21 protein-coding genes and 1 riboswitch are annotated in these 26,115 nt (G+C 64.3%); of the genes, 13 read left to right on the top strand and 8 right to left on the bottom strand.

All coding sequences use genetic code 11. The features are described 5' to 3' along the window. The first annotated feature begins 269 nt into the window (after positions 1-269). Both INQ47_RS01670 and INQ47_RS01665 read left to right on the top strand, forming a co-directional pair. Positions 270-1,343: an enoyl-CoA hydratase/isomerase family protein gene (locus tag INQ47_RS01670; protein ID WP_404700897.1), complete on the top strand. Its 1,074-nt coding sequence runs from the start codon at positions 270-272 to the stop codon at positions 1,341-1,343. A 16-nt stretch (positions 1,344-1,359) separates the two neighbouring features. After that, the gene (locus INQ47_RS01665) at positions 1,360-2,511 is read left to right on the top strand and encodes an acyl-CoA dehydrogenase family protein (protein WP_404700896.1); all 1,152 of its coding nucleotides are present in this window, start codon (positions 1,360-1,362) and stop codon (positions 2,509-2,511) included. 116 nt (positions 2,512-2,627) lie between these two features. Here the strand turns inward: INQ47_RS01665 and INQ47_RS01660 are convergent, their stop codons facing one another. Beyond that, positions 2,628-3,560 carry a LysR family transcriptional regulator gene (locus INQ47_RS01660; RefSeq protein WP_014590770.1) on the bottom strand — a complete coding sequence of 311 codons (933 nt, stop codon included), beginning with the start codon at positions 3,558-3,560 and terminating at the stop codon, positions 2,628-2,630. 114 nt (positions 3,561-3,674) lie between these two features. Between INQ47_RS01660 and INQ47_RS01655 the strand changes: the two genes are divergently transcribed. Next, complete coding sequence (locus tag INQ47_RS01655; RefSeq protein ID WP_021785616.1) at positions 3,675-3,935, top strand: DUF2790 domain-containing protein; 261 nt, start codon at positions 3,675-3,677, stop codon at positions 3,933-3,935. Position 3,936: 1 nt separating this feature from the next. Here the strand turns inward: INQ47_RS01655 and INQ47_RS01650 are convergent, their stop codons facing one another. Beyond that, positions 3,937-4,629 (bottom strand): tRNA (adenine(22)-N(1))-methyltransferase TrmK, encoded by a 693-nt coding sequence (locus INQ47_RS01650; protein ID WP_021785617.1) that lies wholly within the window; start codon positions 4,627-4,629, stop codon positions 3,937-3,939. A 136-nt stretch (positions 4,630-4,765) separates the two neighbouring features. Between INQ47_RS01650 and INQ47_RS01645 the strand changes: the two genes are divergently transcribed. Further along, positions 4,766-5,146: a RidA family protein gene (locus tag INQ47_RS01645; protein ID WP_404700895.1), complete on the top strand. Its 381-nt coding sequence runs from the start codon at positions 4,766-4,768 to the stop codon at positions 5,144-5,146. A 200-nt stretch (positions 5,147-5,346) separates the two neighbouring features. Beyond that, entirely contained in the window at positions 5,347-7,347 is a 2,001-nt protein-coding gene (locus INQ47_RS01640; RefSeq protein WP_404700894.1) for a U32 family peptidase, read from the top strand. Positions 7,348-7,631: 284 nt separating this feature from the next. On the opposite strand, the gene INQ47_RS01635 is transcribed toward INQ47_RS01640, so the two are convergent. Continuing rightward, a complete protein-coding gene (locus tag INQ47_RS01635) occupies positions 7,632-8,957 on the bottom strand; it encodes a sigma-54 dependent transcriptional regulator (protein ID WP_252458437.1) in 1,326 nt (441 codons plus the stop codon). 341 nt (positions 8,958-9,298) lie between these two features. Between INQ47_RS01635 and INQ47_RS01630 the strand changes: the two genes are divergently transcribed. After that, positions 9,299-9,565: a hypothetical protein gene (locus INQ47_RS01630; protein WP_103469058.1), complete on the top strand. Its 267-nt coding sequence runs from the start codon at positions 9,299-9,301 to the stop codon at positions 9,563-9,565. 106 nt (positions 9,566-9,671) lie between these two features. Here INQ47_RS01630 and INQ47_RS01625 read toward each other — a convergent pair whose 3' ends face one another. The 4 genes from INQ47_RS01625 to cobW form a co-directional block, all read right to left on the bottom strand. Next, on the bottom strand, positions 9,672-10,262 hold the full coding sequence (locus tag INQ47_RS01625; RefSeq protein WP_404700893.1) for a VWA domain-containing protein: 591 nt from the start codon (positions 10,260-10,262) through the stop codon (positions 9,672-9,674). Positions 10,263-10,339: 77 nt separating this feature from the next. Beyond that, entirely contained in the window at positions 10,340-11,362 is a 1,023-nt protein-coding gene (locus tag INQ47_RS01620) for an ATP-binding protein (RefSeq protein ID WP_404700892.1), read from the bottom strand. Position 11,363: 1 nt separating this feature from the next. Then, on the bottom strand, positions 11,364-15,125 hold the full coding sequence (cobN, locus tag INQ47_RS01615; RefSeq protein ID WP_404700891.1) for a cobaltochelatase subunit CobN: 3,762 nt from the start codon (positions 15,123-15,125) through the stop codon (positions 11,364-11,366). Between the two features lie 3 nt (positions 15,126-15,128). Next, complete coding sequence (gene cobW / locus INQ47_RS01610) at positions 15,129-16,196, bottom strand: cobalamin biosynthesis protein CobW (RefSeq protein WP_404700890.1); 1,068 nt, start codon at positions 16,194-16,196, stop codon at positions 15,129-15,131. 99 nt (positions 16,197-16,295) lie between these two features. Continuing rightward, a riboswitch (cobalamin riboswitch) is annotated at positions 16,296-16,512 on the bottom strand. A gap of 101 nt (positions 16,513-16,613) precedes the next feature. On the opposite strand from cobW, the gene INQ47_RS01605 reads away from it, so the two are divergent. The 4 genes from INQ47_RS01605 to INQ47_RS01590 all read left to right on the top strand — a co-directional run bounded on the left by INQ47_RS01605 (position 16,614) and on the right by INQ47_RS01590 (position 20,029). After that, a complete protein-coding gene (locus INQ47_RS01605) occupies positions 16,614-16,766 on the top strand; it encodes a hypothetical protein (RefSeq protein WP_392462133.1) in 153 nt (50 codons plus the stop codon). Continuing rightward, positions 16,763-17,125, top strand: a complete 363-nt coding sequence (locus tag INQ47_RS01600; RefSeq protein ID WP_404700889.1) for a hypothetical protein — start codon at positions 16,763-16,765, stop codon at positions 17,123-17,125. Before INQ47_RS01605 ends, INQ47_RS01600 begins: the two co-directional genes overlap by 4 nt. A 170-nt stretch (positions 17,126-17,295) precedes the next feature. Then, the gene (locus tag INQ47_RS01595; protein ID WP_404700888.1) at positions 17,296-18,873 is read left to right on the top strand and encodes an ATP-binding cassette domain-containing protein; all 1,578 of its coding nucleotides are present in this window, start codon (positions 17,296-17,298) and stop codon (positions 18,871-18,873) included. A 136-nt stretch (positions 18,874-19,009) separates the two neighbouring features. Further along, positions 19,010-20,029: a branched-chain amino acid aminotransferase gene (locus tag INQ47_RS01590; protein ID WP_176683341.1), complete on the top strand. Its 1,020-nt coding sequence runs from the start codon at positions 19,010-19,012 to the stop codon at positions 20,027-20,029. 678 nt (positions 20,030-20,707) lie between these two features. On the opposite strand, the gene INQ47_RS01585 is transcribed toward INQ47_RS01590, so the two are convergent. Further along, complete coding sequence (locus INQ47_RS01585) at positions 20,708-21,136, bottom strand: multidrug/biocide efflux PACE transporter (RefSeq protein WP_404700887.1); 429 nt, start codon at positions 21,134-21,136, stop codon at positions 20,708-20,710. A 92-nt stretch (positions 21,137-21,228) separates the two neighbouring features. Here INQ47_RS01585 and INQ47_RS01580 point away from each other — a divergent pair, with 92 nt between their 5' ends. The 3 genes from INQ47_RS01580 (at position 21,229) to INQ47_RS01570 (ending at position 26,079) form a co-directional block, all read left to right on the top strand. Beyond that, on the top strand, positions 21,229-22,083 hold the full coding sequence (locus tag INQ47_RS01580; RefSeq protein ID WP_176683339.1) for a LysR family transcriptional regulator: 855 nt from the start codon (positions 21,229-21,231) through the stop codon (positions 22,081-22,083). 152 nt (positions 22,084-22,235) lie between these two features. Then, entirely contained in the window at positions 22,236-23,981 is a 1,746-nt protein-coding gene (locus tag INQ47_RS01575; RefSeq protein WP_404700886.1) for a hydantoinase B/oxoprolinase family protein, read from the top strand. A 13-nt stretch (positions 23,982-23,994) separates the two neighbouring features. Further along, positions 23,995-26,079: a hydantoinase/oxoprolinase family protein gene (locus tag INQ47_RS01570; protein WP_404700885.1), complete on the top strand. Its 2,085-nt coding sequence runs from the start codon at positions 23,995-23,997 to the stop codon at positions 26,077-26,079. Positions 26,080-26,115: the final 36 nt, after the last annotated feature.

The raw sequence follows: 26,115 nt of genomic DNA, 5'->3' as shown, positions 1-26,115 counted from the left end.
AAAACTTCCATATTTGTCAGTAACTTGTGCGGTCAACCGCAACGGATTGGGGAGGATCCCCCAGCGGGTTCCCCCGAATCGGGGGACGTCGTCCCGTGGGGTAATGGCTACTCCACAAGGCGCGCGCTGGGCTCGCACAAGGTAAAAACGCACGATACCCTTGCACAATTGTCGATTGTGCAAGGCAAATTCGCATGCCAGGATCCTGCGATCCTCCAGCGAACTCCAGACTTCACTTGGAAAATCAATAACAAAGCAGGGAGAACGCAATGACTGCGCACGCTCATACCGCGGCAGCAACCGACCACGTACTGGCCGAGGTCCGCAACCAGGTCGGCCACCTGACCCTGAACCGCCCTGCCGGTCTCAATGCCCTGACCCTGGACATGGTGCGCAGCCTGCGTCAGCACCTGGATCAGTGGGCCGACAACCCGCACGTGCGCGCCGTGGTCCTGCGCGGCGAAGGCCCCAAGGGCTTCTGTGCCGGTGGCGATATCCGCTCGTTGTACGACAGCTTCAAGGCCGGCGACACACTGCATGAAACCTTTTTCGTCGAAGAGTACGCCCTCGACCTGGTCATCCACCGCTACCGCAAGCCAATACTGGTGGTGATGGACGGCTTCACCCTCGGTGGCGGCATGGGCCTGGCCCAGGGCTGCGACCTGCGCGTGGTCACCGAGCGCAGCCGGCTGGGCATGCCCGAAGTTGGCATCGGCTACTTCCCGGACGTGGGCGGCAGCTACTTCCTCTCGCGCATCCCCGGCGAGCTGGGCATTTACCTGGGTGTCAGCGGTGCCCAGATCCAGGCGGCCGACGCCTTGTATTGCGGCCTGGCCGACTGGTACCTGGCCAGCGACCAGCTCGCCGCCCTCGACCAGGGCCTTGACCAGCTCGACTTCAGCGACCACCCGCTCAAGGACCTGCAAAACCTGCTGGCCAGGCTCGGTACCCAGGTACTGGAGGATGCGCCACTGGAAAAGCTGCGCCCGGTCATCGACCACTTCTTCGCCCTGCCCGACCTGCCAGCCATCGTCGAGCAACTGCGTGCGGTGAGCATTGGCGACAGCCACGCTTGGGCGATGGCCACCGCCGATCAGCTGGAAACCCGCTCGCCTCTGGCCATGGCGGTTACGCTGGAGATGCTGCGCCGGGGACGCGAGCTGGGCATTGACGACTGCTTTGCCATGGAACTGCACCTGGACCGCCAGTGGTTCCAGCACGGCGACATCATCGAAGGCGTGCGTGCCCTGATCATCGACAAGGACAAGCAGCCCCGCTGGAACCCGCCGACCCTGGCCGCGCTTCAAAGCCAGCGGGTCGAACAATTCTTCGAAGGCCTGTGAGCCCGGGAGTACACAGATGCAAGACCTCGAACTGAGCGAAGAACAGATCATGATCCGCGACATGGCCCGGGACTTTGCCCGTGGCGAAATCGCACCCCATGCCCAGGCCTGGGAAAAGGCCGGCTGGATCGATGATGGCGTGGTGCGCAAGATGGGCGAACTGGGCCTGTTGGGCATGGTGGTGCCCGAAGACTTCGGCGGCAGCTACACCGACTATGTCGCCTACGCCCTGGCAGTAGAAGAGATCGCCGCCGGCTGCGGCGCCACCGGGGCGATGATGAGCATCCACAACTCGGTAGGTTGCGGCCCGCTGCTGGCCTACGGCACCGCCGAACAGCAACAGCAGTGGCTGCCACGCCTGGCCAGTGGCGAGGTGATTGGCTGCTTCTGCCTGACCGAGCCACAGGCCGGCTCCGAGGCGCACAACCTGCGCACCCGCGCCGAGTTGGTGAATGGCCAGTGGGTCATCAACGGTGCCAAGCAGTTCGTCAGCAATGCCCGCCGTGCAGGCCTGGCGATCGTCTTCGCAGTGACCGACCCGGAGCTGGGCAAGAAAGGCCTGTCGGCGTTCCTGGTGCCAACTGACAACCCTGGGTTCAAGGTTGACCGCAGCGAGCACAAGATGGGCATCCGCGCCTCCGACACCTGCGCGGTCACCTTCGACAACTGCCGCATTCCTGCGGCCAATATCCTCGGTGAGCGTGGCAAGGGCCTGGCCATTGCCCTGTCCAACCTCGAAGGCGGCCGTATCGGCATTGCCGCCCAGGCATTGGGCATCGCCCGCGCCGCATTCGAAGCAGCGCTGGTCTACTCACGTGACCGCATACAGTTTGGCAAGCCGATCAACGAACACCAGAGCATCGCCAACCTGCTGGCCGACATGCAGGTGCAGGTGAACGCCGCACGTTTGCTGATCCTGCATGCCGCCCGCCTGCGCAGCGCCGGCAAGCCGTGCCTGTCGGAAGCGTCACAGGCCAAGCTGTTCGCTTCGGAAATGGCCGAGCGGGTGTGCTCGATGGCAATCCAGGTGCATGGTGGGTACGGTTATCTGGAAGACTACCCGGTGGAGCGCTATTACCGGGATGCGCGGATTACGCAGATCTATGAAGGGTCGAGCGAGATCCAGCGCATGCTGATTGCACGGGAATTGAAAAACTATCCGCTGTAACGCAAAGGCAACGCGGTTCTTGGGGGAGCGGGCGACGCTGTGGCTGGCACCGGCTTTGCCGGTGTTCGCGGGCGCGCCCGCTCCCACAGGAATGTCACCGCGGCAAACTTCTCGCCTCAGCGCCAATACCGCGCATCATCCACCACCCTGGCATGCCCCTCGAACAACGCCGGCAGCTGTTCCTTGAGGTAGTCGATCCAGGTGCGCACCTTGGCGTCCAGGTAGTGGCGTGACGGATACATCGCATACAGCGCACTCTCCCGCAGCCGATACGGTGCCAGCAACCGGCACAAGCGCCCCTGCCCGATCGCCTCGCTGGCGGTGTAGAACGGCAGCAGGCCAATGCCCATGCCCAGCTCGCTGGCCACTAGCATGGCGTCGGCGACGTTGGTAGAGAAACTGTCGTTTGGCGCGATCACGCACTGGTCAACCCCTTGCGGGAACACCCAGTCACCTTCGTACATCGGGTAAGCCATGCGCAGGCAGCGATGGCCGTGCAAGTCTTCCGGGCGCTCCGGTACACCGTGGGTGTCCAGGTAGCCGGGGGCCGCGCAGGGGATGCTGAAAATGTTGCCCAGCGGCACAGCGATCAGTTGCGAATCCGGCAGCGCACCGTCCACAGTGATCACCACGTCATGCCCTTCGGCCAGCGGGTCGGGGTTGCGCTGCGACAGCGTCAGCTCGATCACCACTTCCGGGTATAGCGTGTTGTAGCCGGCCACCAGCGGCATCAGCAACAGCCCCATGCCGTGTGGGCAGTGCAAACGCAGATGGCCGCGAGGCGTGAGGTGCGCACCTCGCGCTTCGCCCACGGCTTCTTCGGTCAGCAGCATGATCTGCCGCGCACGCTCCAGAAACCGCTCACCCGCCTCGCTCATGCGCAAGCGCCGGGTGGTGCGGTGCAGCAGGCGGGTCTGCAGCTGGTTCTCCAGCTCGGCAACGATGCGCGAAACCTGCGCTGCAGAAATATCCAGAGCATTGGCAGCTGCAGCAAAGCTGCCACATTCCACCACACGGGTGAAGGTACGCATGGCATGCAGCATGTCCATGAAGGTGCGCTCCTTATTGTTGCGTTAAAAGCAGGAATCTATCACGTTTTAGCCCATTTATTGTGGATGACCAATGAATAGATCATTAGCCATCCATTAAAAAAGGAGCCTGTCATGAAACGCTCGATCGCTGTCCTTGCCATTGCCGCTGCCTTCGCCTCGTTCGGTGCTTTTGCCGATGCCGGCGACAACCAGCCCGTCAGCAGCCACTATGAATACGGCATGCCGCTGGACGTGGCCAAGGTCATTTCCATCACCCCGGCCAGTAACGCCGCCGACTGCCAGGTGGGCACCGCACACATGGTGTACGTCGACCATCAGGGCCAGAAGCGCGAAATCGACTACCGGGAAATGGGCAACTGCTCGCAGCAGTGAGTCAGGCCAGCACCTGGGTGATCCAGCCCACCTGCTGATTGAAATCGTCGATCTTCGCCTGAGGCACCGCATCGCGGGCCCGCTGGAAATTGGCCAGGGTCTGCTGCTTCTGCCGCAGCATGCGCCGCCACTTGACCACAAACGCCTCGCTTTTTTCCTGCATCAACACGGGGCCGAAGTACAGCTGTTCAGCGCTATACATCACCCTGCCCGGCTCGGCGACGATGATCTCGTAATCGAAGCGGTTTTCCCGCAGCAGCTCTTCGCTGACGATCTGGTAACCATTGCCCGCCAGCCACTGGCGCAGCTCGCGCTCACCACCATTGGGCTGCAGTACCAGGCGCGTGACGCCGCCAAGGCGCTGCTTGCCGGCCTCGAGTATCTCGCACATGGTGTCGCCGCCCATGCCGCATATGCTCACCACCGAGATACGGTCTTGCGGCTCGACCGCTGCCAGCCCATCGGCCAGGCGCACGGTGACCCGCTCTTGCAGGCCGTTCTTGTGCACATTGCGCTGGGCCGAGGCGAACGGCGTCTGTGCCACCTCACCCGCCACAGCGGCCTCGAGCACGCCACGCAGCATCAAGGCCACCGGCAGGTAGCCGTGGTCCGAGCCAATGTCGGCCAAGCGCGCGCCCTGCGGTACATGGGCGGCCACGCGCTCCAGGCGCCTGGACAAAGTCTGTTCGTTCAACGTAAACCCCTGGTTTTGCAATCGGCCGCGATTCTGACGGCGAACGCCGCGCATTTCAAACACCGAGGTACCCTCGACCGGGCCGGTGCGCTCGCGTAGGCTTGCCGTTTTCCTTCCGTTGCAAGGCAAACACACCATGGCAAATGCAGACATCATCTACACCCCGGACCCGGACGCCGAGTCGATTTCCTCGGACGTTGCCGAGTACAACGGCGTGCTGATCACCACGCAAATCCCGACCCACGCCGACGGCAGCCTGGAACTGGGCGGCATCGTCGAGCAGAGCGAATGCACCCTGCAGGCGCTGAAAGTGGCCCTGGAAAAGGCCGGCAGCGGTATGGACCGCGTGCTGCACCTGACCATCTACCTCACCGACATGGCCGACCGCGCAGCGTTCAACGAGGTGTACCAGCGCTTCTTCAGCAAGCCTTGGCCGGTGCGTGCTGCGGTGGGTGTGGCTTCACTGGCCTTTGAAGGCATGCGTGTGGAAGTGACGGCGATGGCTGCCAAGCGCTGAGCTGCGCTTGTCGGGGTGCGCAGCGCCCCCAACGCAAAACCGCCGGGGCCGCTCTGCGGCCCTTTCGCGACGCAAGGCCGCTCCCACAGTTGCGCGTACCCGCAGCCAATCCCGCACCTCTCGGCACCCCAATGATGCCGCCAGCCCGTTTCACCGCTACAATGCCCGCCTAAACCGTGACAGCCCGAAAATATAACGACATGTCCCTTCCAAAGAATCACCTGGAACTGCTCAGCCCTGCCCGTGACGTGGCCATCGCCCGTGAAGCGATCCTGCACGGCGCTGACGCCATCTATATCGGCGGCCCGAGCTTTGGCGCGCGCCATAACGCCTGCAACGAAGTCAGCGATATCGCCGAACTGGTCGAGTTCGCCCATCGCTACCATGCACGCGTGTTCACCACCATCAACACCATCCTCCACGACAACGAGCTGGAACCGGCGCGCAAGCTGATTCACCAGCTGTACGATGCCGGCGTTGACGCGCTGATCGTGCAGGACCTCGGGGTGATGGAGCTGGACATCCCGCCGATCGAGCTGCATGCCAGCACCCAGACCGACATCCGCACCCTGGAACGGGCCAAGTTCCTCGACCAGGCCGGGTTCTCGCAACTGGTACTGGCGCGTGAGCTGAACCTGCAGCAAATCCGTGCCATCGCCGCCGAAACCGATGCTGCCATCGAGTTCTTCATCCACGGCGCGCTGTGCGTGGCGTTCTCCGGCCAATGCAACATTTCCCATGCGCAGACCGGCCGCAGCGCCAACCGTGGTGATTGCTCGCAAGCCTGCCGCCTGCCCTACACGCTGAAAGATGACCAGGGCCGCGTGGTTGCGTTCGAGAAACACCTGCTGTCGATGAAGGACAACAACCAGACCGCCAACCTGGCTGACCTGGTCGATGCCGGCGTGCGCTCGTTCAAGATCGAGGGCCGCTACAAGGACATGGGCTATGTGAAGAACATCACCGCCCATTACCGCAAAGAGCTCGATGCCATCCTTGAAGACCGCCCTCAGTACGCCCGCGCGTCCAGCGGCCGTACCGAACACTTCTTCCTGCCCGACCCGGACAAAACCTTCCACCGCGGCAGCACCGACTACTTCGTAACCGACCGCAAGGTCGATATCGGCGCCTTCGACTCGCCAACCTTCACCGGCCTGCCGGTGGGCGTAGTGGAAAAGGTCGGCAAGCGTGACATGCAAGTGGTCACCGACGTACCGCTGACCAACGGCGACGGCCTCAATGTGCTGGTCAAGCGCGAAGTGGTGGGCTTCCGCGCCAACATCGCCGAACCGCGCGGCGAATTCGAAGAAGACGGCCACAAGCGCTACCGCTATCGCGTCGAGCCCAACGAAATGCCCGAAGGCCTGCACAAGCTGCGGCCCAACCACCCGCTGTCGCGCAACCTCGACCACAACTGGCAGCAGGCCCTGCAACGCACCTCCTCCGAACGCCGGGTCGGCGTGGAGTGGCACGCCGTCCTGCGCGAGCAGCGCTTGATGCTGACCCTGAGCAGTGAAGAAGGCGTGAGCGTGCAAGCGGCCCTGGACGGCCCGTTCGGCGTAGCCAACAAGCCGCAGCAGGCACTGGAGCAGTTGCATGACCTGCTGGGCCAGCTGGGCACCACCCTGTACCACGCCGACCGCATCGAACTGGATGCCCCGCAGGCGTACTTCATTCCCAACTCGCAGCTCAAGGCCCTGCGCCGCGAGGCCATTGAGGCACTGACAGCAGCACGCGTGCAGGCGCATCCGCGTGGCGGGCGCAAGGCCGAGACCACGCCACCGCCGGTGTACCCCGAGTCGCACCTGTCGTTCCTGGCCAACGTGTATAACCAGAAGGCCCGCGACTTCTACCACCGCCACGGCGTGCAACTGATCGATGCGGCCTATGAAGCCCATGAAGAACATGGTGAAGTGCCGGTGATGATCACCAAGCACTGCCTGCGCTTCTCCTTCAACCTGTGCCCCAAGCAGGCCAAGGGCGTGACCGGCGTGCGCACCAAGGTGGCACCGATGCAGCTGATTCAGGGTGACGAAGTGCTGACCCTGAAGTTCGACTGCAAGCCGTGCGAGATGCATGTGATCGGCAAGATGAAGAGCCACATCATCGACCTGCCGACCCCGGGCAGCGCGGTGGCCCAGGTGGTGGGGCATATCAGCCCGGAAGACTTGCTCAAGACCATCCCGCGCGGGCCGCACTGAGTTCGCCTGGCAGGGCCTCTTCGCTACACGGGCTTGTGGTTTCCCTGTAGGAGCGGCTTTAGCCGCGAATACGGTAGCCGAGACAACGGTGAACGGCAGGTGGAAATTGGCCAGCAGGCACGGCCCTTTCGCGGGTAAACCCGCTCCTACACGGGCTTGTGGTTCCCTGTAGGGGCGGGTTTACCCGCGAATACGGTCGCGGCAGCAACGGTGAACGGCGGGTGGAGATTGGCCAGCAGGCCTGGCCCATTCGCGGGTAAACCCGCTCCTACAGCGGCCTGCGCTCAGCGTATCTGGTGCTTGTGCAGCAACCGATAGAACGTCGGCCGCGAGACGCCCAGCACCTTGGCCGCCACGCTCAGGTTGTCGCTGTGCCGGTTGAGCACATCGCACAACGCCTGGCGCTCGGCGCGGTGCTTGTATTCTTCCAGCGTGCCCAGCGGCTGTTGTTCCGGGTCAAGCAACTGCAACCCCAGGTCCTGCGCCTCGATCTGCCGCCCTTCAGCCAGCACCAGCCCGCGGCGCACACGGTTGGCCAGCTCGCGTACATTGCCCGGCCAGTCATGTCGGCCCATCGCCGCCAGGGCATGGTCGCTGAACGACCGTGGCCGACGCCCGGTTTCCACGCTGTAGAAATGGGCGAAATGGCTAGCCAGCATCGACAGGTCACCATGCCGGTCGCGCAACGGCGCGGTAACCACTTGCAAGACGTTCAGGCGGTAATACAGGTCTTCGCGGAAACGCCCTTGCTCGATGGCCCGCTCGAGGTCCACATGAGTGGCCGCCAGCACCCGGACATCCACCGGTATTGGCTGGCTGCCACCCACCCGCTCAATGTGCTTCTCCTGCAGGAACCGCAGCAGGTTGGCCTGCAACTCCAACGGCAAATCGCCGATTTCATCAAGGAACAACGTGCCGCCATCGGCCGCTTCGATACGCCCGGCCTTGCGCTGGTGGGCACCGGTAAAGGCGCCCTTCTCATGGCCGAACAGTTCGGACTGGATCAAGTGCTCGGGGATCGCCCCGCAGTTGATAGCGATGAACGGCTGCTCGCTGCGTAGCGACTGGCGGTGCAGGGTGCGCGCCACCAGCTCTTTGCCGGTGCCGCTCTCACCGCGGATCAGCACAGGCGATTCGGTGGGTGCCAGTTTGCCCAGCAACTTGCGCAACTCGCGGATGGGCCGGCTTTCGCCGAGCAACTCATGGGTCGTCTCATCGACCTTGACGGCCCCCTTGCCGCGCAGGCGTGCCATGCCGAAGGCCCGGCCCAGGGTTACCTGCACACGGGAAACGTCGAACGGCAGGGTATGGAAGTCGAAAAACCATTCACATACAAAATCGCCGAACGCCGGCATGCGCAGCTGGTCGGCACTGAGCACGGCAATCCATTCGGTGTTGCTGCGCTTGATCATGTCCTTGACCGCGTCCGGGTGCCTCAGGTGCGAGGCCTGCAAGCGCAATAGCCCGACATCGCACGTGTGGTCCAGTGCAGCCCCGAGCATACAGCTGTCCACATCCCAGCCTGCGTTGCGCAGGCCAGGTAACAAACGGTGGCAATCGTCGCAGGGGTCGACGATAAGCAAACGGCGTTGAGCGGCAGGCTGCTGCATGACCGGTCCTTGGCGCCAGTTTTTGGTTTTTTGAAGTAAAACAGCAAGTTGTGGCGCTCGTTTAACAGTAGCAACGAAGTTGACGGTTCCCAGTACCGTTTGTCTGCCGAATCATTTTTTTACAAACCACTACGGGAATTTTCGCACTTTATCGACATCACAAGGCGGCGCAGGCAAGAACAGCGGCGCCCCTGGAAAAAAATTTACAACCAATGTGTGACTTACCCACTAACAACGAGCATCAGTACACACAACCCCGCGCTGCACTTCGCGATACATGAGGCGACTTTGAAGCAACGCGGACTTCACTTCGATGTTTGGGACCATAGAGAGACCGAACCATGAATGCCCCGCTCCGTGTCAACGAAGCACTGCTGATTGCCGACCACGCCTTCGAACCTTTCCAGTGCGTAGCCTGGGATGCGCCCAACGGTACTGGTGAACTGAGCCTGGCAGTGATCGACCGGACCAGCACCCGCATCGGCGCCAAGCAGGTGTCGTCGCGCATCTACTCCGACCCGACCCAATGGGCCAGCCTGATCGAAGAAGTGCGCGCCGAATTGTGTGAAAAGGGTTACGACCTGCAACCGTGGTCGATGCCAAAGTAATATCGGCCAGCACAGCAAGTGCGTGCACTGTCACGCACTTGTACAACTTCTCTGTTGCTGTTGCGACAACTTTTCTGATTGCGACATAGTGTCGCAAACCGCCCTTTCAATCCACCACCTTGAATTGTTGCAAATGCTGGTAATCGGCATGCAATTGTTCTGCCAGACGCTGCGCGCGCCCCAGGCGCACTGGCGCCAGCTCCATATCGACCAACAACGTGGTGCATGGCATCGGCTGCACGGTATTGCTGTGCTGCAGGCGACCGTCGGTGAACACCAGACAACGCAAGGCCTCTTGCGGATGCGCTCGCTGCCGCGTCTGTAGCCAGTGCCGCGCCTGCTCCAGTGCGGCTAACAACGGCGTGCCACCACCTGCCCCCAAGGCCTGCAACCAGGGTTGTAAGGCGGCCGATGCCTTCAGCCCGTGGCGCTGCCACTGTGGCGTGCGCCCGCTGGCAGTCAGCAGGGCCAAGCGGGCGCGCTGGCGATAGGCCTGGTCGAACAATGCCGCCAGCAACCCTTTGGTCTGCGCCAGCGCCTGATGACGCCGGGTTGAAGCCGAGGCATCGACGATCACCAGCCACAACTCTGCAGGCCTGCCCTTGCGCTGCTGCCAGCACAGGTCCTGTCGCTGACGCGGCCGCCCTTTGAGCAAGGTCGGCAGCCAGGCTACCCGGCCGGCCGCCGCATGATGCACGGGGCCACGGCGGGTACCGTTCTGCTTGCCTGTGCCCGCTCTGGCATCCGCCCCTTTGGCTGGTGGCTGGGGGATGCTCAGGGCTTTTTTGCCCAGTTCGGCACCTCGCGGCGGGCGCCACTGGCCACCGGCTGTGCCGGCAATGCCCCCCAGTCGCCCTGCCCGCCCTGTTCACCAGGGTTGTCGACACTTTGATGACGGGGCTGCTGCTCAGGCGGCGGTGGCGCCGACGGCGGGTTGGCCTGGGGCGTCATACGGCGGCGATGGCGCAAGGCGAATTCGGCCACCGCCTCGACATCCACTTCTTCGATAGCCGCAGCGCCGCGCCAGGCACAGTGGGCGCGCGCAGCGCGCAGCCACACCAGGTCGGCGCGCAGGCCGTCCACGCCAGCGGCGTAGCAGCGCTCGGTAATCCAGGCCAGCGCCTGGTCATCCAGGGCAATGTCGGCCAGGGCCTGGCGCGCCGCCTGGCAGCGCTCGCGCAGTTGCGCCTGGGCCTGGGCCCAGTGTGCGCAGAACGCCTGAGGGTCACTGTCGAAGGCCAGACGGCGGCGAATGATCTGCTGCCGGGCCTCGGGCTCCGGCAAGCCCTCCAGCGCCACGTTCAGGCCGAAACGGTCGAGCAACTGCGGGCGCAGCTCGCCCTCTTCCGGATTCATGGTGCCGATCAGTACGAAGCGGGCGCTATGCCGGTGCGAGATACCGTCACGCTCGACGCGGTTTGTGCCGCTGGCAGCCACGTCAAGCAACAGATCGACCAAGGTGTCGGGCAGCAGGTTGACCTCATCGACATACAGCACACCGCCGTCGGCCTGGGCCAGCACGCCCGGGGAAAACTGCGCCTTGCCCTGCCCTAGCGCGGCATCCAGGTCGAGGGTGCCGACCAACCGCTCCTCACTGGCGCCCAATGGCAAGGTGACGAACGGGCCTTCGCCAAGCAGGTCGGCCAAGCCACGGGCCAGAGTACTCTTGGCCATGCCACGCGGCCCTTCGATCAGCACACCACCGATCCTGGGGTCGATGGCGGTCAGGCACAGCGCCAGCTTGAGGTCGTCTGCACCGACCACGGCCGCCAGCGGAAATTGTACGGGTTCACTCATTTCAAGCCTGTTCCTCGCCGTCGAGCAGTTGTTCCTCAAGGGCTTCGCGGTAGTCGCCCGGCGCCTGCCACAAACCGCGCTGCTGGGCCTCCAGCAGGCGCTCGGTGAGGTCGCGCAAAGCCTCGGGGTTGTGCTCGCGCATGAAATCGCGGGTCGCCGGGTCGAGCACGTAGGCATCGGCCAGCCCCTGGTAATGATGGTCGTCGATCAGGTGCGTGGTGGCGTCGAAGGCGAACAGGTTGTCGACTGTCGCTGCCATCTCGAAGGCACCCTTGTAGCCGTGACGCTTGACCCCGTCGATCCACTTGGGATTGAGCGCACGGGCACGGATTACCCGGTTCAGCTCTTCCTTGAGGGTACGGATGCGCGGTCGGTCGGCCTGGCTGTGGTCGCCATGGTAGCTGGCCACCACCGCCCCGGACAGGGTTTCCGAGGCCGCCAGCATGCCGCCCTGGAACTGGTAGTAATCGTTGGAATCGAGCAGGTCGTGCTCGTGGTTGTCCTGGTTCTGCAGCACCGCCTGCACCTTGGCCAGGCGCTGGGCGAACTGGGCGCGGGCCGGGGTGCCGTCGTCGTTACCGCCGTAGGCATAGCCGCCGTGGTTGAGGTAGACCTCGGCCAGGTCGTCGCGGCTGTGCCACAAGCGCCCGTCGATGGCGTTCTGCACCCCGGCACCGTATGCACCGGGTTTGGCACCGAACACCCGCCAGCCAGCCTGGCGCGCGGCCTGCTCGGCGTCCACACCTTGAGCCTGCAGCGCGGCCCGCTCGCTGCGCACGCGGGCAGCCAGGGGGTTGAGGTCGTCAGGTTCGTCCAGCGCGGCCACTGCCTGCACGGCGGCGTCGAACAGGCGGATCAGGTTACCGAAGGCATCGCGGAAAAAGCCGGAAACGCGCAAGGTCACGTCCACCCGCGGGCGGTCGAGCAGGCTCAATGGCAAAATTTCGAAGTCGTCCACGCGCTGGCTGCCGGTGGCCCAGACAGGCCGCACGCCCATCAGCGCCATGGCCTGCGCGATGTCGTCGCCGCCGGTGCGCATGGTCGCCGTGCCCCATGCCGACAGGCCTAGCTGCCGCAAGTGATCGCCGTGGTCCTGCAGATGGCGTTCGAGGATCAGGCTGGCCGAGGCGAAGCCCAGGCGCCAGGCCGTGGTGGTGGGCAGGTTGCGCACGTCCACGGTATAGAAGTTGCGGCCGGTGGGCAGCACATCAAGGCGCCCTCGGCTTGGCGCACCACTGGGGCCGGCAGGCACGAAGCGCCCGGCCAGTGCCGCCAGCAGGCCATGCATTTCAGCCGTGCCGCAGGCGTCCAGGCTGGGTGCGACCGCTTCACACAGGGCCTGCACGACAGCGTGCACCGGTTGCCACTCACTCAGATCGGGTAACTGTACTGTGCCCTCCAGTGCCTGCCCAATCACCTGCAGTGCCAACAGCTCAAGGCGCTCGCGGGTATCGCCACAGGTGCGCCAGGGTTCATTGCTCATGGCCTGCAGCTGTTCAGGGCGCATGCCCTGCCACGGCTGCCCAAGGTCGCAATCGAGCGGGTCCCAGCCCGGCACCAGTGCTTTGGCTAAAGCCCGCAGCAGGCTGGCATTGCCGCCACGGCCGTCGCCACGCTCGACCCGCAACAACGCCAGCAGCGTATCCAGGCGCAGCCGCCCTTCAGGTGACTGACCAAACACGTGCAGGCCATCGCGAATTTGCGACTCCTTCAGGTCGCACAGGTAGGTATCCAGGCGCGGCAGCCAGAGCGCCGCATCGTCCAGTTGCCCTTCCAGTTGCAACTCACGGTCAATGTGGTTGGCCTTGACCAGCTCGAGGATGTCACGCTGCAACTCGCGGGCACGCCGAGGATCGAGCAGCTGCGCTTCGTAGAATTCGTCGGCCAGTTGTTCCAGGTGGCGCAGCGGGCCATAGGTTTCGGCACGGGTCAGCGGCGGCATCAGGTGGTCGATGATCACCGCCTGGGTGCGGCGCTTGGCCTGGGCGCCCTCGCCCGGGTCGTTGACGATGAACGGGTAGATGTTCGGCAGCGGCCCCAGCAGCGCGTCCGGCCAGCACTGCTCCGACAGCCCGACGCCTTTGCCGGGCAACCATTCGAGGTTGCCGTGCTTGCCGACGTGGATCACCGCATCGGCGGCAAATGCGTGACGCAGCCAGAAGTGAAACGCCAGGTAGCCGTGCGGTGGCACCAGGTCAGGGTCGTGATACACCGCGCTGGGGTCCACCTGGTAGCCCCGCGCCGGCTGGATACCGACGAAGGTCAAGCCAAAGCGCAGGCCGGCAATCATAAGCCGGCCGCTGCGGTACATCGGGTCCTGTTCGGGCGGCCCCCAGCGTTCCAGCACTGCCTGGCGATTGGCCTGCGGCAGGCGCTCGAAGGCCACCTGGTAATCGGCCAGGCTCAGGCTCTGGGCACAGGGGCGCTGGTCGAGGTGGTCGAGGTCGTTGGTCACTCCACCGAGCAGCTGGTGGATCAGTTGCGTACCGCTGCCCGGCAATTCGGCCAGCGGGTAGCCTTCGGCCTGCAGCGCCTTGAGGATGTTGAGTGCGGCGGCGGGCGTGTCCAGGCCGACGCCATTGCCAATGCGGCCATCGCGGGTCGGGTAGTTGGCCAGCACCAGGGCTACACGCTTCTGGGCATTGGGCAGGCGGGCCAGCTCGACCCAGCGGCGGGCCAATTCGGCGACAAAGTCCATGCGCTCGGGGTGGGCGCGGTAGCAGACGACATCGGACTGACTGCGCTCGCTGCGCCAGGCCATGTCCTTGAAACTGACCGGGCGCGTGATGATGCGCCCGTCCAGCTCCGGCAATGCAATGTGCATGGCCAGGTCGCGCGCGCCCAGGCCCTGCTCGCTGGCTTCCCAGCCAGGCTGGTTGTCCTGCGCACAGATGGCCTGCAGCACCGGGATGTCGCGGCGGAACGGGCGCAGGTTGGGGCGCTCGGGGCTGGACAAGGCGAAACCGGTGGTATTGACCAGCACTTCGGCGCCGACCTCGTCCAGCCAGGCTTCGACCTGTTCCAGGCAGGCGCTTTCCTTGAGGCTGGCCACGGCGATCGGCAACGGGTTCAGGCCGGCAGCCTGCAGGCGCTGGCAGAACACGTCGATGAACGCGGTATTGGCCGCTTGCAGGTGCGAACGGTAGAACAGCAGCGGCGCCACTGGCTGCTCGGGGTGCCAGTGTGGGTACCAGTCCTCGAGGGTCGCGCTGCCCTTGGCGGGGTGATACACCGCCGTGCGCGGCAAAGGCTGCGGTTCGTCCCAGGCATAGTCGCGGCCCAGCCATTGGCTGGCCAGGCAGTTGAACAGGTTGATGGCGTTGGCCTTGCCGCCCTGGCGCAGGTAATGCCAAAGCCGCTCGGCCTGCTCACCGCGGACGTTGCCCAGGCAGGTCAGCTCCGGGTCCGGGCGGTCATCGCCCGGCACAAGAATCAGCTGCACGCCACGGGCGGCCAGCTCGACCAGTTGTTCGACACCATAGCGCCAGTAGCCAACGCCACCGTGCAGCGACACCAGGATGACCTTGGCGTGGCGCAGCACCTGGTCGACATACAGGTCGACCGAGGCATGGTTCTGCACCTGCATCGGGTTGGCCAGGCGCAGGCTGGGAAAGTCTTCGGGCAATTGCTCGGCGGTGTCGGCGAGCAATGCCAGGTGTGAATCGCCGCTGCAGAGAATCACCAGCTCGGCGGGTGTCTGGCCGAGGTCGGCAATGCTGTCATCCGGTACGAAACCACCGGGTTGGGTCCGCAGCAGGTGCATGGGTCAGGCGCCCAGCGCCTGGCGCAGGCGCGCTTCCAGCTGGGCGGCATCGAGGTCCTGGCCAATCAGCACCAGGCGGGTGATACGCGGCTCGTCGGCGCGCCAGGCGCGGTCGAAGTGCTTGTCGAAACGGGTGCCCACGCCTTGTACCAGCAGGCGCATCGGCTTGCCCGGGATGGCGGCGAAGCCTTTGGCGCGCAGGATACCGAACTCCACCACCAGCTGGGTCAATGCATCGAGCAGCAGGCTTTCGTCGGCTTCAGGCAGGTCAATGGAGATGGAGTCGAAAGCGTCGTGGTCATGATCGTCATGATCGTCGCCGTCGTGGTGGGAATCGTGGTGGGTTCGGCGGCCATCGATATGCGCCTCGGACTCGGCCCCCACGCCCAGCAGCACCTCCAGTGGCAGCTTGCCGCTGTTGGCCTCGATCACTTTCACCGCCGGCGGCAGTTCTTCGGCCACCTCGGCACGCACCTTGGCCAGGCCTTCGGCGTCGATCAGGTCGGCCTTGTTCAACACCACCAGGTCGGCGCTGGCCAGTTGGTCAGCGAACAGCTCGTGCAGGGGCGATTCATGGTCCAGGTTAGGGTCGAGCTTGCGCTGGGCATCGACCTGGTCCGGGTAGGCGGCAAAGGTGCCAGCGGCCACGGCCGGGCTGTCGACCACGGTGATGACCGCATCGACGGTGCAGGCGTTGCGGATTTCCGGCCACTGGAACGCTTGTACCAATGGCTTGGGCAGGGCCAGGCCGCTGGTTTCGATGAGGATGTGGTCGAGGTCGCCACGGCGGGCCACCAGCTCGCGCATCACCGGGAAGAATTCTTCCTGCACGGTGCAGCACAGGCAGCCGTTGGCCAGCTCGTAGACGCGGCCGCTGGCTTCTTCCTCGGTGCAACCGATGCTGCACTGCTTGAGGATTTCGCCATCGATGCCCAGTTCACCGAATTCGTTGACGATGACCGCAATGCGGCGGCCCTGGGCGTTGTCGAGCATGTGGCGCAGCAAGGTGGTCTTGCCCGAGCCGAGGAAGCCGGTGACGATGGTGACGGGGAGCTTGGCCAGTGTTTTCATGTCGCATTGCCCTTGGCAGTGTGGCGCGGGCATGCAGGACGACAGCCGCAGGCCAGGCCGGCCGGGCTTGTTCGCCACCGGATCACCCCGCCCGGTTGAAAGTCGAAAACGTGACGAGGCAGGTCTCCTGGCTTGCACCGTTCCATGCCCCGTTCAGTTGAACGGCGGGCTGGCGGGATGACGCCTTCCCGCGCGCTGGCGCAGTGGCTGTGTCGATCCGTTGTCGGTGCTTACAGTTGCGGGGGCAGCCGCGGCTTGTACCGCGTTCCCGTCTTAGCTCCGGCCATGCCGAAGAACCTCGAAGTGGCAAGGCTACGCAGTGGCTGGCGGGTGGTCAACCATTGCTGCGGGGCCGGTCGACAACGCTGGGCGCAAGTGCGCTACAGTGGCGCCTTTATCCACGGTCAAGGACGCACCATGCCCCTCGCCCCCGCCATACCTGTACTGCGCATATTCTCGGCCGACAAGGCCAAGGCTTTTTACCTGGATTTTCTGCAGATGCAAGGGCGGGACCCGTTCGGCAACCGCCTGCGCTTTTGCCAGCAGATCGATGACGAGGCCAACCCGTGAAGGCATTGGGCAAACGCGAGATGAGCCGCCTGGAGCGGGAGTTGGTCGCGTGCCTGACCGATGCCTGCGAAGCCGCCAAGGCGGAGATTGTCGGCTTCAGTTGGCTTACTCATCGCCTCGACCCGGAGGACTTTCCGAGCAGCCTGCGTATTACCTGGGTATTCGAGCAAGAGGCCGACAAGGCAGCGGCCGTGGTCGGTGATGCGAAGGCGCGCATGCTGGCACTTACCGCTCTGGCGCTGGAGCAAGCCGGCATTGAGCTGGACCATCCGGCCTGGCATGTGCGATTCGACAGTGAAGAAGCCTGCGCGCACGGCCACGGCGGAGACTGGGCCAAACGCTTGCAGACGCAGCGCTGAGCCCCAACCGGCAGCCGGTGCTTTACCCGGCCCCAGAGGGCCGTTAGGCTACGCATTCTCTAAATTACGAGGTGTTCGTCCAATGCGCCATTGATGCCGCCGTCCGTTCGACGGCCAGTCTTCAGCCTCCGGTTCGTACCGGAGATGTCGCGGCATTTGTGGAGTTGTGCATGACGAACACGTCGATTCTGACGCTGGACAGCGTCTCCTTGGCCTTGCCTGATGGCAGGCCGCTGTTTAGCAACCTCAACGAAACCTTCGACCAACGCCGCACCGGCCTGGTCGGGCGCAATGGCGTGGGCAAAAGCCTGCTAGGGCAGATTCTTGCCGGCCAGCGTGAACCGAGCAGCGGCCAATGTCGGCGCCTCGGGCCTGTCCATTTGCTGGACCAGCAAGTCATCGAGCGCAGCGCCACGCTGGCCGACCTGGCCCAAGTGGGGCCGGTGATTGCGGCGCTGGAGCGCATCGAGCAAGGCAGCATCGAGCCCCAGGATTTCGACACCGTTGGCGAGCGCTGGGATATGCGCGAGCAATTGCAGCTGCAGCTTCAGGGCCACGGCCTGGGTCAACTTGACTGGCGCCAGCCCGCTCGGACCCTGAGCGGTGGCCAAGCCATGCGCGTGGCACTGATTGGCGCGTGGCTCAGCGGTGCCGATTACCTGATCCTCGACGAGCCAAGCAATCACCTGGACAGCAACGCCCGCGCCCAGTTGCTGAGCATGATCGAAGCCTGGGACCGTGGCTTGCTGGTGATCAGCCACGACCGCAGCCTGCTGACGCACATGGCACGCATTGTCGAACTATCCAGCCTGGGCTTGCAGGCCTATGGTGGCAACTACAGCCTCTATAGTGCGCAAAAAGCCAACCAGACGGCGCAGGCCCAGCAGCAACTTGCCCGGCTGAAGCAGGAGCAGCAACGCCAGGCCCGTGAACTGCAGCGCCAACGCGAAGACCTGGAGCGCCATCAGGCTCGGGCCGGGCGCCAAGCCAAGCACGCCAACCAGGCCAAGATTCTGGTCGACCGCAAGCAGGAGCGCAGCCAGGCCACTGCCGGCAAGCAGCGCCGCGACCATCGCGATGCTCGGCAAACGCTTATGGGCAAAGTGCGTGACGCCGCCCGCGAGATGGAGCAAGACAGCGCTATTACCTTGCACGCGCCCACACCTCAGCGTCATCCGGGCCGAGAAGTGTTGGCCTTGCAGGCACTTTGCTTGCCCCATGGCACCCGTAAAGCGTTTGACCTGCGCTTGTGCCTGGGCCAGCGCGTAGGGCTGATCGGCGCCAATGGCAGTGGCAAGTCCACCCTGCTCAGGCTGCTGAATGGGGAATTGCCGGCATCGCCCGACAATGTGCGCCTCAGTGGTGAGACCGCCCTGCTCGACCAGCACTGCAGCACACTGGCAGGCAACCGTAGCGTGCTCGAACACCTACGCCAAGCCAACCCGACGCTGGCCCAGGGGAAATTGCGCAGCCGCCTGGCGCAACTGGGCCTGGATGCGGCCCGTATCGAACTGCCCAGTGGCCTGCTTAGCGGCGGTGAGCGTATGAAGGCGGCGCTGGCCGCCGTGCTTTACCGCGAACGGCCGCTCGACCTGTTGCTGCTGGACGAACCCGGCAACCACCTGGACCTGCCTTCGCTGACAGCCCTGGAACGCATGCTTGGGCAGTTTCGCGGGGCGCTGATAGTGGCGTCCCATGATGCGGTATTGCTGGAAAACCTGGCGCTGGATGAGTACTTGCGGTTGTAGAAACCGAAAAAAAAGCATCGCAGCCTATCAATTCGTGACTGGCCGTTCCCGATCCGCCAAGGATGGTTTAAGGTGGCATGGTGCGCATATAACAGCAGCCCGAGCGATCGGGCACTTGCAAGACAATGAGGGTGTCATGAGCAACGAAAGCATTAATTGGGACAAGCTGGGTTTCGACTACATCAAGACCGACAAACGCTACCTGTCCGTATGGCGCAATGGCGAGTGGGACAAGGGCACCCTGACCGAAGACAACGTACTGCACATCAGTGAAGGCTCCACGGCCTTGCACTATGGCCAGCAGTGCTTCGAAGGCCTGAAGGCCTACCGTTGCAAGGACGGCTCGATCAACCTGTTCCGCCCGGACCAGAACGCTGCCCGCATGCAGCGCAGCTGCGCACGCCTGCTGATGCCGCACGTGCCGACCGATGTGTTCATCGAAGCGTGCAAGCAAGTGGTCAAGGCCAATGAAAAGTTCGTGCCACCGCACGGCAAAGGCGCCCTGTACCTGCGCCCGTTCGTGATCGGCACCGGCGACAACATTGGCGTGCGCACCGCCCCCGAGTTCATCTTCTCGGTGTTCGCCATCCCGGTTGGTTCGTACTTCAAGGGCGGCATGAAGCCGCACAGCTTCCAGATTTCCAGCTTCGACCGTGCTGCCCCGCAGGGCACCGGCGCGGCCAAGGTCGGTGGCAATTACGCTGCCAGCCTGCAGCCGGGCGCTGAAGCGAAGAAGGCCAACTTCGCCGATGCCATCTACCTCGACCCGCTGACCCACACCAAGATCGAGGAAGTCGGTTCGGCCAACTTCTTCGGCATCACCGCCAACAACGAGTTCGTCACCCCGAAATCGGCCTCGGTACTGCCAGGCATCACCCGCCTCTCGCTGATGGAGCTGGCGCAATCGCGTCTGGGCCTGACCGTGATCGAAGGCGATGTCGAGATCAGCAAGCTGGACCGCTTCGTCGAAGCCGGTGCCTGCGGCACCGCAGCCGTGATCACCCCGATCGGCGGCATCGAGTACAACGGCAAGCTGCACGTGTTCCACGACCTGGAAAAGGTCGGCCCGGTTACCCAGAAGCTCTACAACGAGCTGACCGGCATCCAGAGCGGCGATGTAGAAGCACCGGCAGGCTGGATCGTCAAGGTCGCCTGAGTCGCATCAGCTGTATGAAAACGGGGCATGCCAGCAATGGCATGCCCCGTTTTTCGTAGGTTTACACGGCCACCTTGAGGTGCGGGATTACCCGCGAATACGGTGGCGGCGGCAACGGTGAACGACGGGTGGAGATTGGCCAGCAGGGCCGGCCTCTTCGCGGGTGGACCCGCTCCTACGACGGTCTGTGCCCAACCCCGATGTGTGTCCACCACCGTGGTAGGAGCGGGTTTACCCGCGAATACGGTGGCGGCAGCGACGGTGAACGGCGGGTGGAAATTGGCCAGCAGGACCGGCCTCTTCGCGGGTGAACCCGCTCCTACGACGGCCTGCGCCCAACCCCGATGTGTGTCCACCACCGTGGTAGGAGCGGGTTTACCCGCGAATACGGTGGCGGCAGCGACGGTGAACGGCGGGTGGAGATTGGCCAGCAGGGCCGGCCCTTTCGCGGGTGAACCCGCTCCTACGACGGCCTGTGTCCAACCCACGAGGTGTGTCCACCACCGTGGTAGGAGCGGGTTTACCCGCGAATACGGTGGCGGCAGCGACGGTGAACGGCGGGTGGAGATTGACCAGCAGGGCCGGCCCTTTCGCGGGTGAACCCGCTCCTACGACGGCCTGTGCCCAACCACCGACCTGTGACCACCCCCGATCAGTGAACCGCGTCGGGTGACAGAATCATGCCAAGCGCCGCTGCACCAGCAGGTGCCGGGCTTTGTCGAACGCCCAGTTGTACACCACGGTGTAGGGCAGGATGATCACGAAGAAGCCCAGCTCCACCATGAACGCCTGCAGCAGCGAAATATCCAGCATCCAAGCCGCCATCGGCAGGCACCACACCACCAGGCCGGCTTCGAAGCCAAGACCGTGCACGAAACGCGTACTGGCCTTCCAGTTGATGCGTTCGGTTTGCACCCAGCGATCGACCAGTGCGTTGTAGACCATGTTCCACAGCATGGCGATTACCGACAGGGTCACCGCCAGCACGCCCGCCGTTGCCAGCGACTTGCCCATGACCCAGGACAGCAGCGGCGCACACAGCAGTACCGCGAGAACTTCATAGCCAACGGCGTGGACCAGGCGTTCGGTGAAAGACACGTTTTTCATTGCAAATTCCATCCATTGCGTGAGTCGTGCTTCCCATTCTCTTTGATAGAACTGATACTCGCGATATAGATACCATCGGTTTTATCAATACCATGCGTTACTCTCCCGAAGCTCTGGTCGCCTTTACCGAAGCCGCATCGCTAGGTTCGTTTTCTGCGGCGGCGCGCAAGCTGCGCAAAAGCCAGTCCACCGTCAGCATCGCCATTGCCAATTTCGAGGCCGATATCGGCTGCCCGCTGTTTGATCGCAGTGGCCGCCACCCCACGCTGAATGAAGCGGGTAGGCAGGTACTGAGCCATGTCGAGGCGATTCTCGATGCCAGCGCCCAGCTCGATGCGCTGGCAGTGCGACTGGCGCAAAATGTCGAGGCGCTGGTATCTGTGGTGATGTCGGACAGCTACAGCGTAACGTTCCAGGGGGCGGTGATGACTCGTTTCGCCCAGCACTACCCCCATACCGAGCTACGCTGCGGCCCGGCGGAGGACGCTGATGTAATCGAGATGATCCAGCAGGGCCTGGCCCATGTCGGCATCCTTGCCACGCAGCCCGGCTACCCCGCCGACGTGGCCGTGGCGCGTTTGCCGGAGCAGGCAGAGTTCGGCGTGTATGTCGCCAGCGAGCATCCGCTGGCAAGCCTGCCGCAAGTACAGGCACAGCATCTGGAGAACGCACGACAGCTGTATATCAAGACCTATGCCCCCAGCCTGCACCATGGCCGTGGCCAAGCGTGGTCGGCACCGGATTACCTTACCCTGCTGGAGTTCGCCGTACGCGGGTTTGGCTGGGCCGAACTGCCCAGGGCGCTGGTAAAACGGTTTGGCAACGAGCTGGTGGAGTTGCAGATAGCGGGTTACCCCAGGCGGGTGGATATGGATGTGGCCTGGTCGAGCCGGCGTGCCTTGGGGCCGGCCGGGCAATGGCTGGTGCGACAGATGTTGGGGCAATAGTTGTGTTACCCGCCCGAACTTGAAGTGCGCCCAGACACAACAACCGGTACACCCAGCGACAAGCCTTCCCCCCACCCTGCCCCTTAGCCTGTCACCACGAGCCGCCCCGCTGCGGCACGCACCCAAAGCACAAGAACAAACGTTGGTGACCTATGCAGACAGTAGATCCGATCACCCTTGCGGTTGTCCGGGGTGCGCTGGAGACAGCGCAACGCGAAATGACCCTGACCCTGGAAAAGACCGGGCGCTCCAGTGTGTTCAACCTGGCCCACGACTATTCCAACTCGCTGTTCGACCACTTGCCGGAAATGATCCTGCAGGGCCAGGACATTCCCATCCACCTGGGCTCGCTGATCCCGGCCATGAAGTGCGTGGCAGAGTTCTTCGGCGACGACATCGCCGAAGGCGACGTGATCTACCACAACGACCCCGCCTACAAGGGCAGCCATATTCTCGACTGCTGCATGTACAAACCTGTGTATTACCAAGGCGAGCTGGTGTTCTGGACCGTTTGCAAGGGCCACCTGACCGACATCGGCGGCCCGGTGCCGGCGGGCTACAACCCCGATGCCAAGGAGATCTACGCCGAGGGCCTACGCATTCCACCGGTCAAGCTGTGGGAAAAGGGCAAGCGTCGTGAGGACGTGATCAACTTCATGCTCACCAACATGCGCGCCCGCCCTTATCAGGAAGGTGACCTCAATGCCCAGTATGGCGCCTGCAAGGTCGGCGAGCGGCACTTGCTGGAGCTGCTGGACAAATACGGCGTGGCACAGGTGCGTGCCTGCATCGCCGAACTGAAGAACATGGCCAACCGACACATGCGGGCGCTGTTGCGCGATGTGCCGGATGGTGACTACAGCGGCACCGCCGTGCTCGAAGATGCCGGCCACGGCCTGGGTGAACTGGCCATCACCGCCCATGTGCAGATCCGTGGCGACCAGGCCCATGTACGCATCGAAAGCCCGCCGCAGGTGCCGTACTTCATCAATTCCTATGAGGGTAACTCGGTATCCGGGGTGTACCTGGGGCTGATGATGTTCGCCCAGGTGGCGCCGCCTTACAACGAAGGCCTGTATCGCTGCGTGACGGTCGATGTCGGCCCCAGGGGCACGCTGTGCAATGCCGAGGAGCCCGCGCCCCACGTCAATTGCACCACCACGCCGATGGAAACCCTCGCCGATGCCGTGCGCACTGCGCTGGAACAGGCCTCGCCACAGCGGGTAACGGCCTCCTGGGGGCATACCAGCGGCATCAACATTGCCGGCCGCGACCCGCGCAACGGCAATAGCGAGTACGTGACGATGGTGCTGGCCTCGATCATATCCGGCGCCGGTGCCAACAAGGTGATGGATGGCTGGCACGCCTGCGGCCCGCTGTGCTGCTTCGGGGCGCTGATGAGCGGTGACATCGAGCTGCTCGAACACGCTTATCCGGTGCTGATCCACCGCTACAGCCTGATGGCCGACAGTGGTGGCGCCGGTGAATTGCGCGGTGGTTCGGGCACCCGCCTGGAGATCGAACCGCTGGACCACGCCATGACCGTGGTCGGCTTCGGCGAGGGCCGCCAGTTGCCCACTGCCGGTGCCGCCGGGGCTCGCAATGCCCTGCTCGAGCCCAAACTGGGCCGGCTGATCCATCGCCACGCCGATGGCCGCGAAGACCACTACACGCAGAACCCCATGCTCACCCTGCAGCCCGGCGAACGCATCATCAACATCAACCCAGGGGGGGGTGGCTACGGCGACCCGCTGCGCCGTCGGGTCGCAGCAGTACTGGAGGACGTGCGCAACGGCCTGGTCTCGCCACAAGGCGCAGCCCTGGAATATGGCGTGGTCCTCGATGCCGATGGCCAACTAGACGAAACAGCCACCCGCCTTGCCCGCGCCCCGCGCTAACCGGAGAACACGCATGCGTAACCAATATCGCCTGGGCGTAGACGCCGGCGGCACTTTCACCGATTTCATCCTGGCCGATCGCGACGGCGGCGTGCAGCTGTTCAAGGCCCCGTCCACGCCGCAGGACGGCTCCCTGGCCATTCGCGCCGGCCTGGCACAGATCGCCGACGCCACCGGGCGCAGCCCGGCCGAACTGATCGCCAACTGTGACCTGTGCATCAACGGCACCACCGTAGCCCTCAATGCGCTGATCGAGCGCACCGGCGTCAAGGTGGGCCTGCTGTGCACCGAGGGGCACGAGGACAGCCTGGAAATCCGCCTGGGCCACAAAGAAGAGGGCCACCGCTACGACGCCCACTACCCGCCGGCACACATGCTTGCCCCACGCCACCTGCGCCGCCCGATCGGTGGCCGAATCCTTGGCGATGGTCGCGAGCACAGCCCGCTGGACGAAGCCGCCATCCATGCCGCCATCGACTACTTCCGTGCCGAAGGCGTGCAGGCCGTGGCCATTTCCTTCCTGTGGTCGGTACGCAACCCCAGCCACGAACAGCGGGCCGCCGAACTGGTGCGGGCTGCCCTGCCCGAGGTATTCGTCTGCACCGGCTGCGAGGTGTTCCCGCAGATCCGCGAATACACCCGCACCTCCACCACCGTGGTCAACGCCTACCTCAGCCCGGTAATGGCACGTTACGTGGCGCGTATCGACAGCCTGTTCCAGGAACTTGGCGCACAGCAGCCGGTACGCTACTTCCAGTCCAATGGCGGGCTGGCGCCCGGGCACCTGATGCGTGAGCGCGCCGTCAACGCGATCAACTCCGGTCCGGCCTCGGCACCACAAGCCGGGTTGGCGGTCGCGAGGCCGTTCGGTATCGACAACGTCATTACCGTGGACATGGGCGGCACCTCGTTCGACATCACCCTGACCAACGCCGGACGCACCAACTTCAGCAAGGACGTGGACTTCCTGCGCCAGCGCATCGGCGTGCCGATGATCCAGGTGGAGACCCTGGGTGCCGGCGGTGGCTCCATCGCCCACCTGGACGAGTTTGGCATGCTCCAGGTCGGACCGCGCAGCGCCGGCGCCATGCCTGGGCCGGTGTGCTACGGCAAGGGTGGCCGCGAACCCACGGTCACCGACGCCAACCTGGCTCTTGGCTACCTGCCCGACGGCGCACTGCTGGGCGGCAGTATCCGCCTGAACCGCCAGGCCGCGCTGGACGCCATCCGGAGCAAGGTCGCCGAACCGCTGGGCATCAGTGTGGAACGCGCGGCATTCGGCATCACCACCCTGGTCAACCTGAACATGGTCAACGGCATCCGCCGCGTATCGATCGAGCGCGGTCACGACCCGCGTGACTTCGCCTTGATCGGCGCAGGCGGTGCGGCGGGCATGCACGTGGTGCGCCTGGCCGAAGAAATCGGCATGCACACCGTGCTGATCCCCAAGGTGGCCTCGGGCTTGTGTGCGTTCGGCCAGATCCTGTCCGACGTGCGCTACGACCAGCTCACCAGCCTGTCGATGCGCCTGGACGCCGGGCACGTCGACCTGGCGCAACTCAACCAGGCCCTCGCCAAACTGCGTCAGCAAGGCCTGGCCAACCTGCGCGAAGACGGCTTTGGCGACCAGGCCAGCAGCTGCCACTACACCCTGGAGATGCGCTACCTGGGGCAGATTCATGAGTGCAGTGTGGACTTGCAGCAGCACAGCATGGACGAGGCAGGGCTGGCCGCGCTGATCAGCCGCTTCCACAGCCGCCACCAGACCCTGTACTCGTACAGCGAACCCGCCAGCCCGGTGGAGCTGGTGAACCTGGAGTGCTCGGTGATCGGCCACCTGCCACGCCCGCCGCAACCCGAGCTGCAGGGGCCGGCCGAGCCCCCCGCCCCCACCGCGCAATCCGTCCGCCCGATGCTGTTCAGTGCCGATGGTGAATCGCAGCCCACACCGGTGTTCAACGGCAACCACCTGTTGCCTGGGCAGACCGTGCATGGCCCCTGCGTGATCGAGGAAGACACCACCAACATTGTCCTGCCACCCGGCTGGCAGGCGCGCCTGGAGCCTTCGGCCACCTACCGGGTGACACGCGGGGGTTGATCTTGCGGTCGGCGCGCGCCGATCATGGGCCAGATA

Origin of the sequence: Pseudomonas sp. 3HC3, from assembly GCF_044904505.1 — a bacterium.
Taxonomy (GTDB): domain Bacteria; phylum Pseudomonadota; class Gammaproteobacteria; order Pseudomonadales; family Pseudomonadaceae; genus Aquipseudomonas; species Aquipseudomonas putida_Y.
This window is presented reverse-complemented; position numbering and strand designations above follow the sequence as displayed.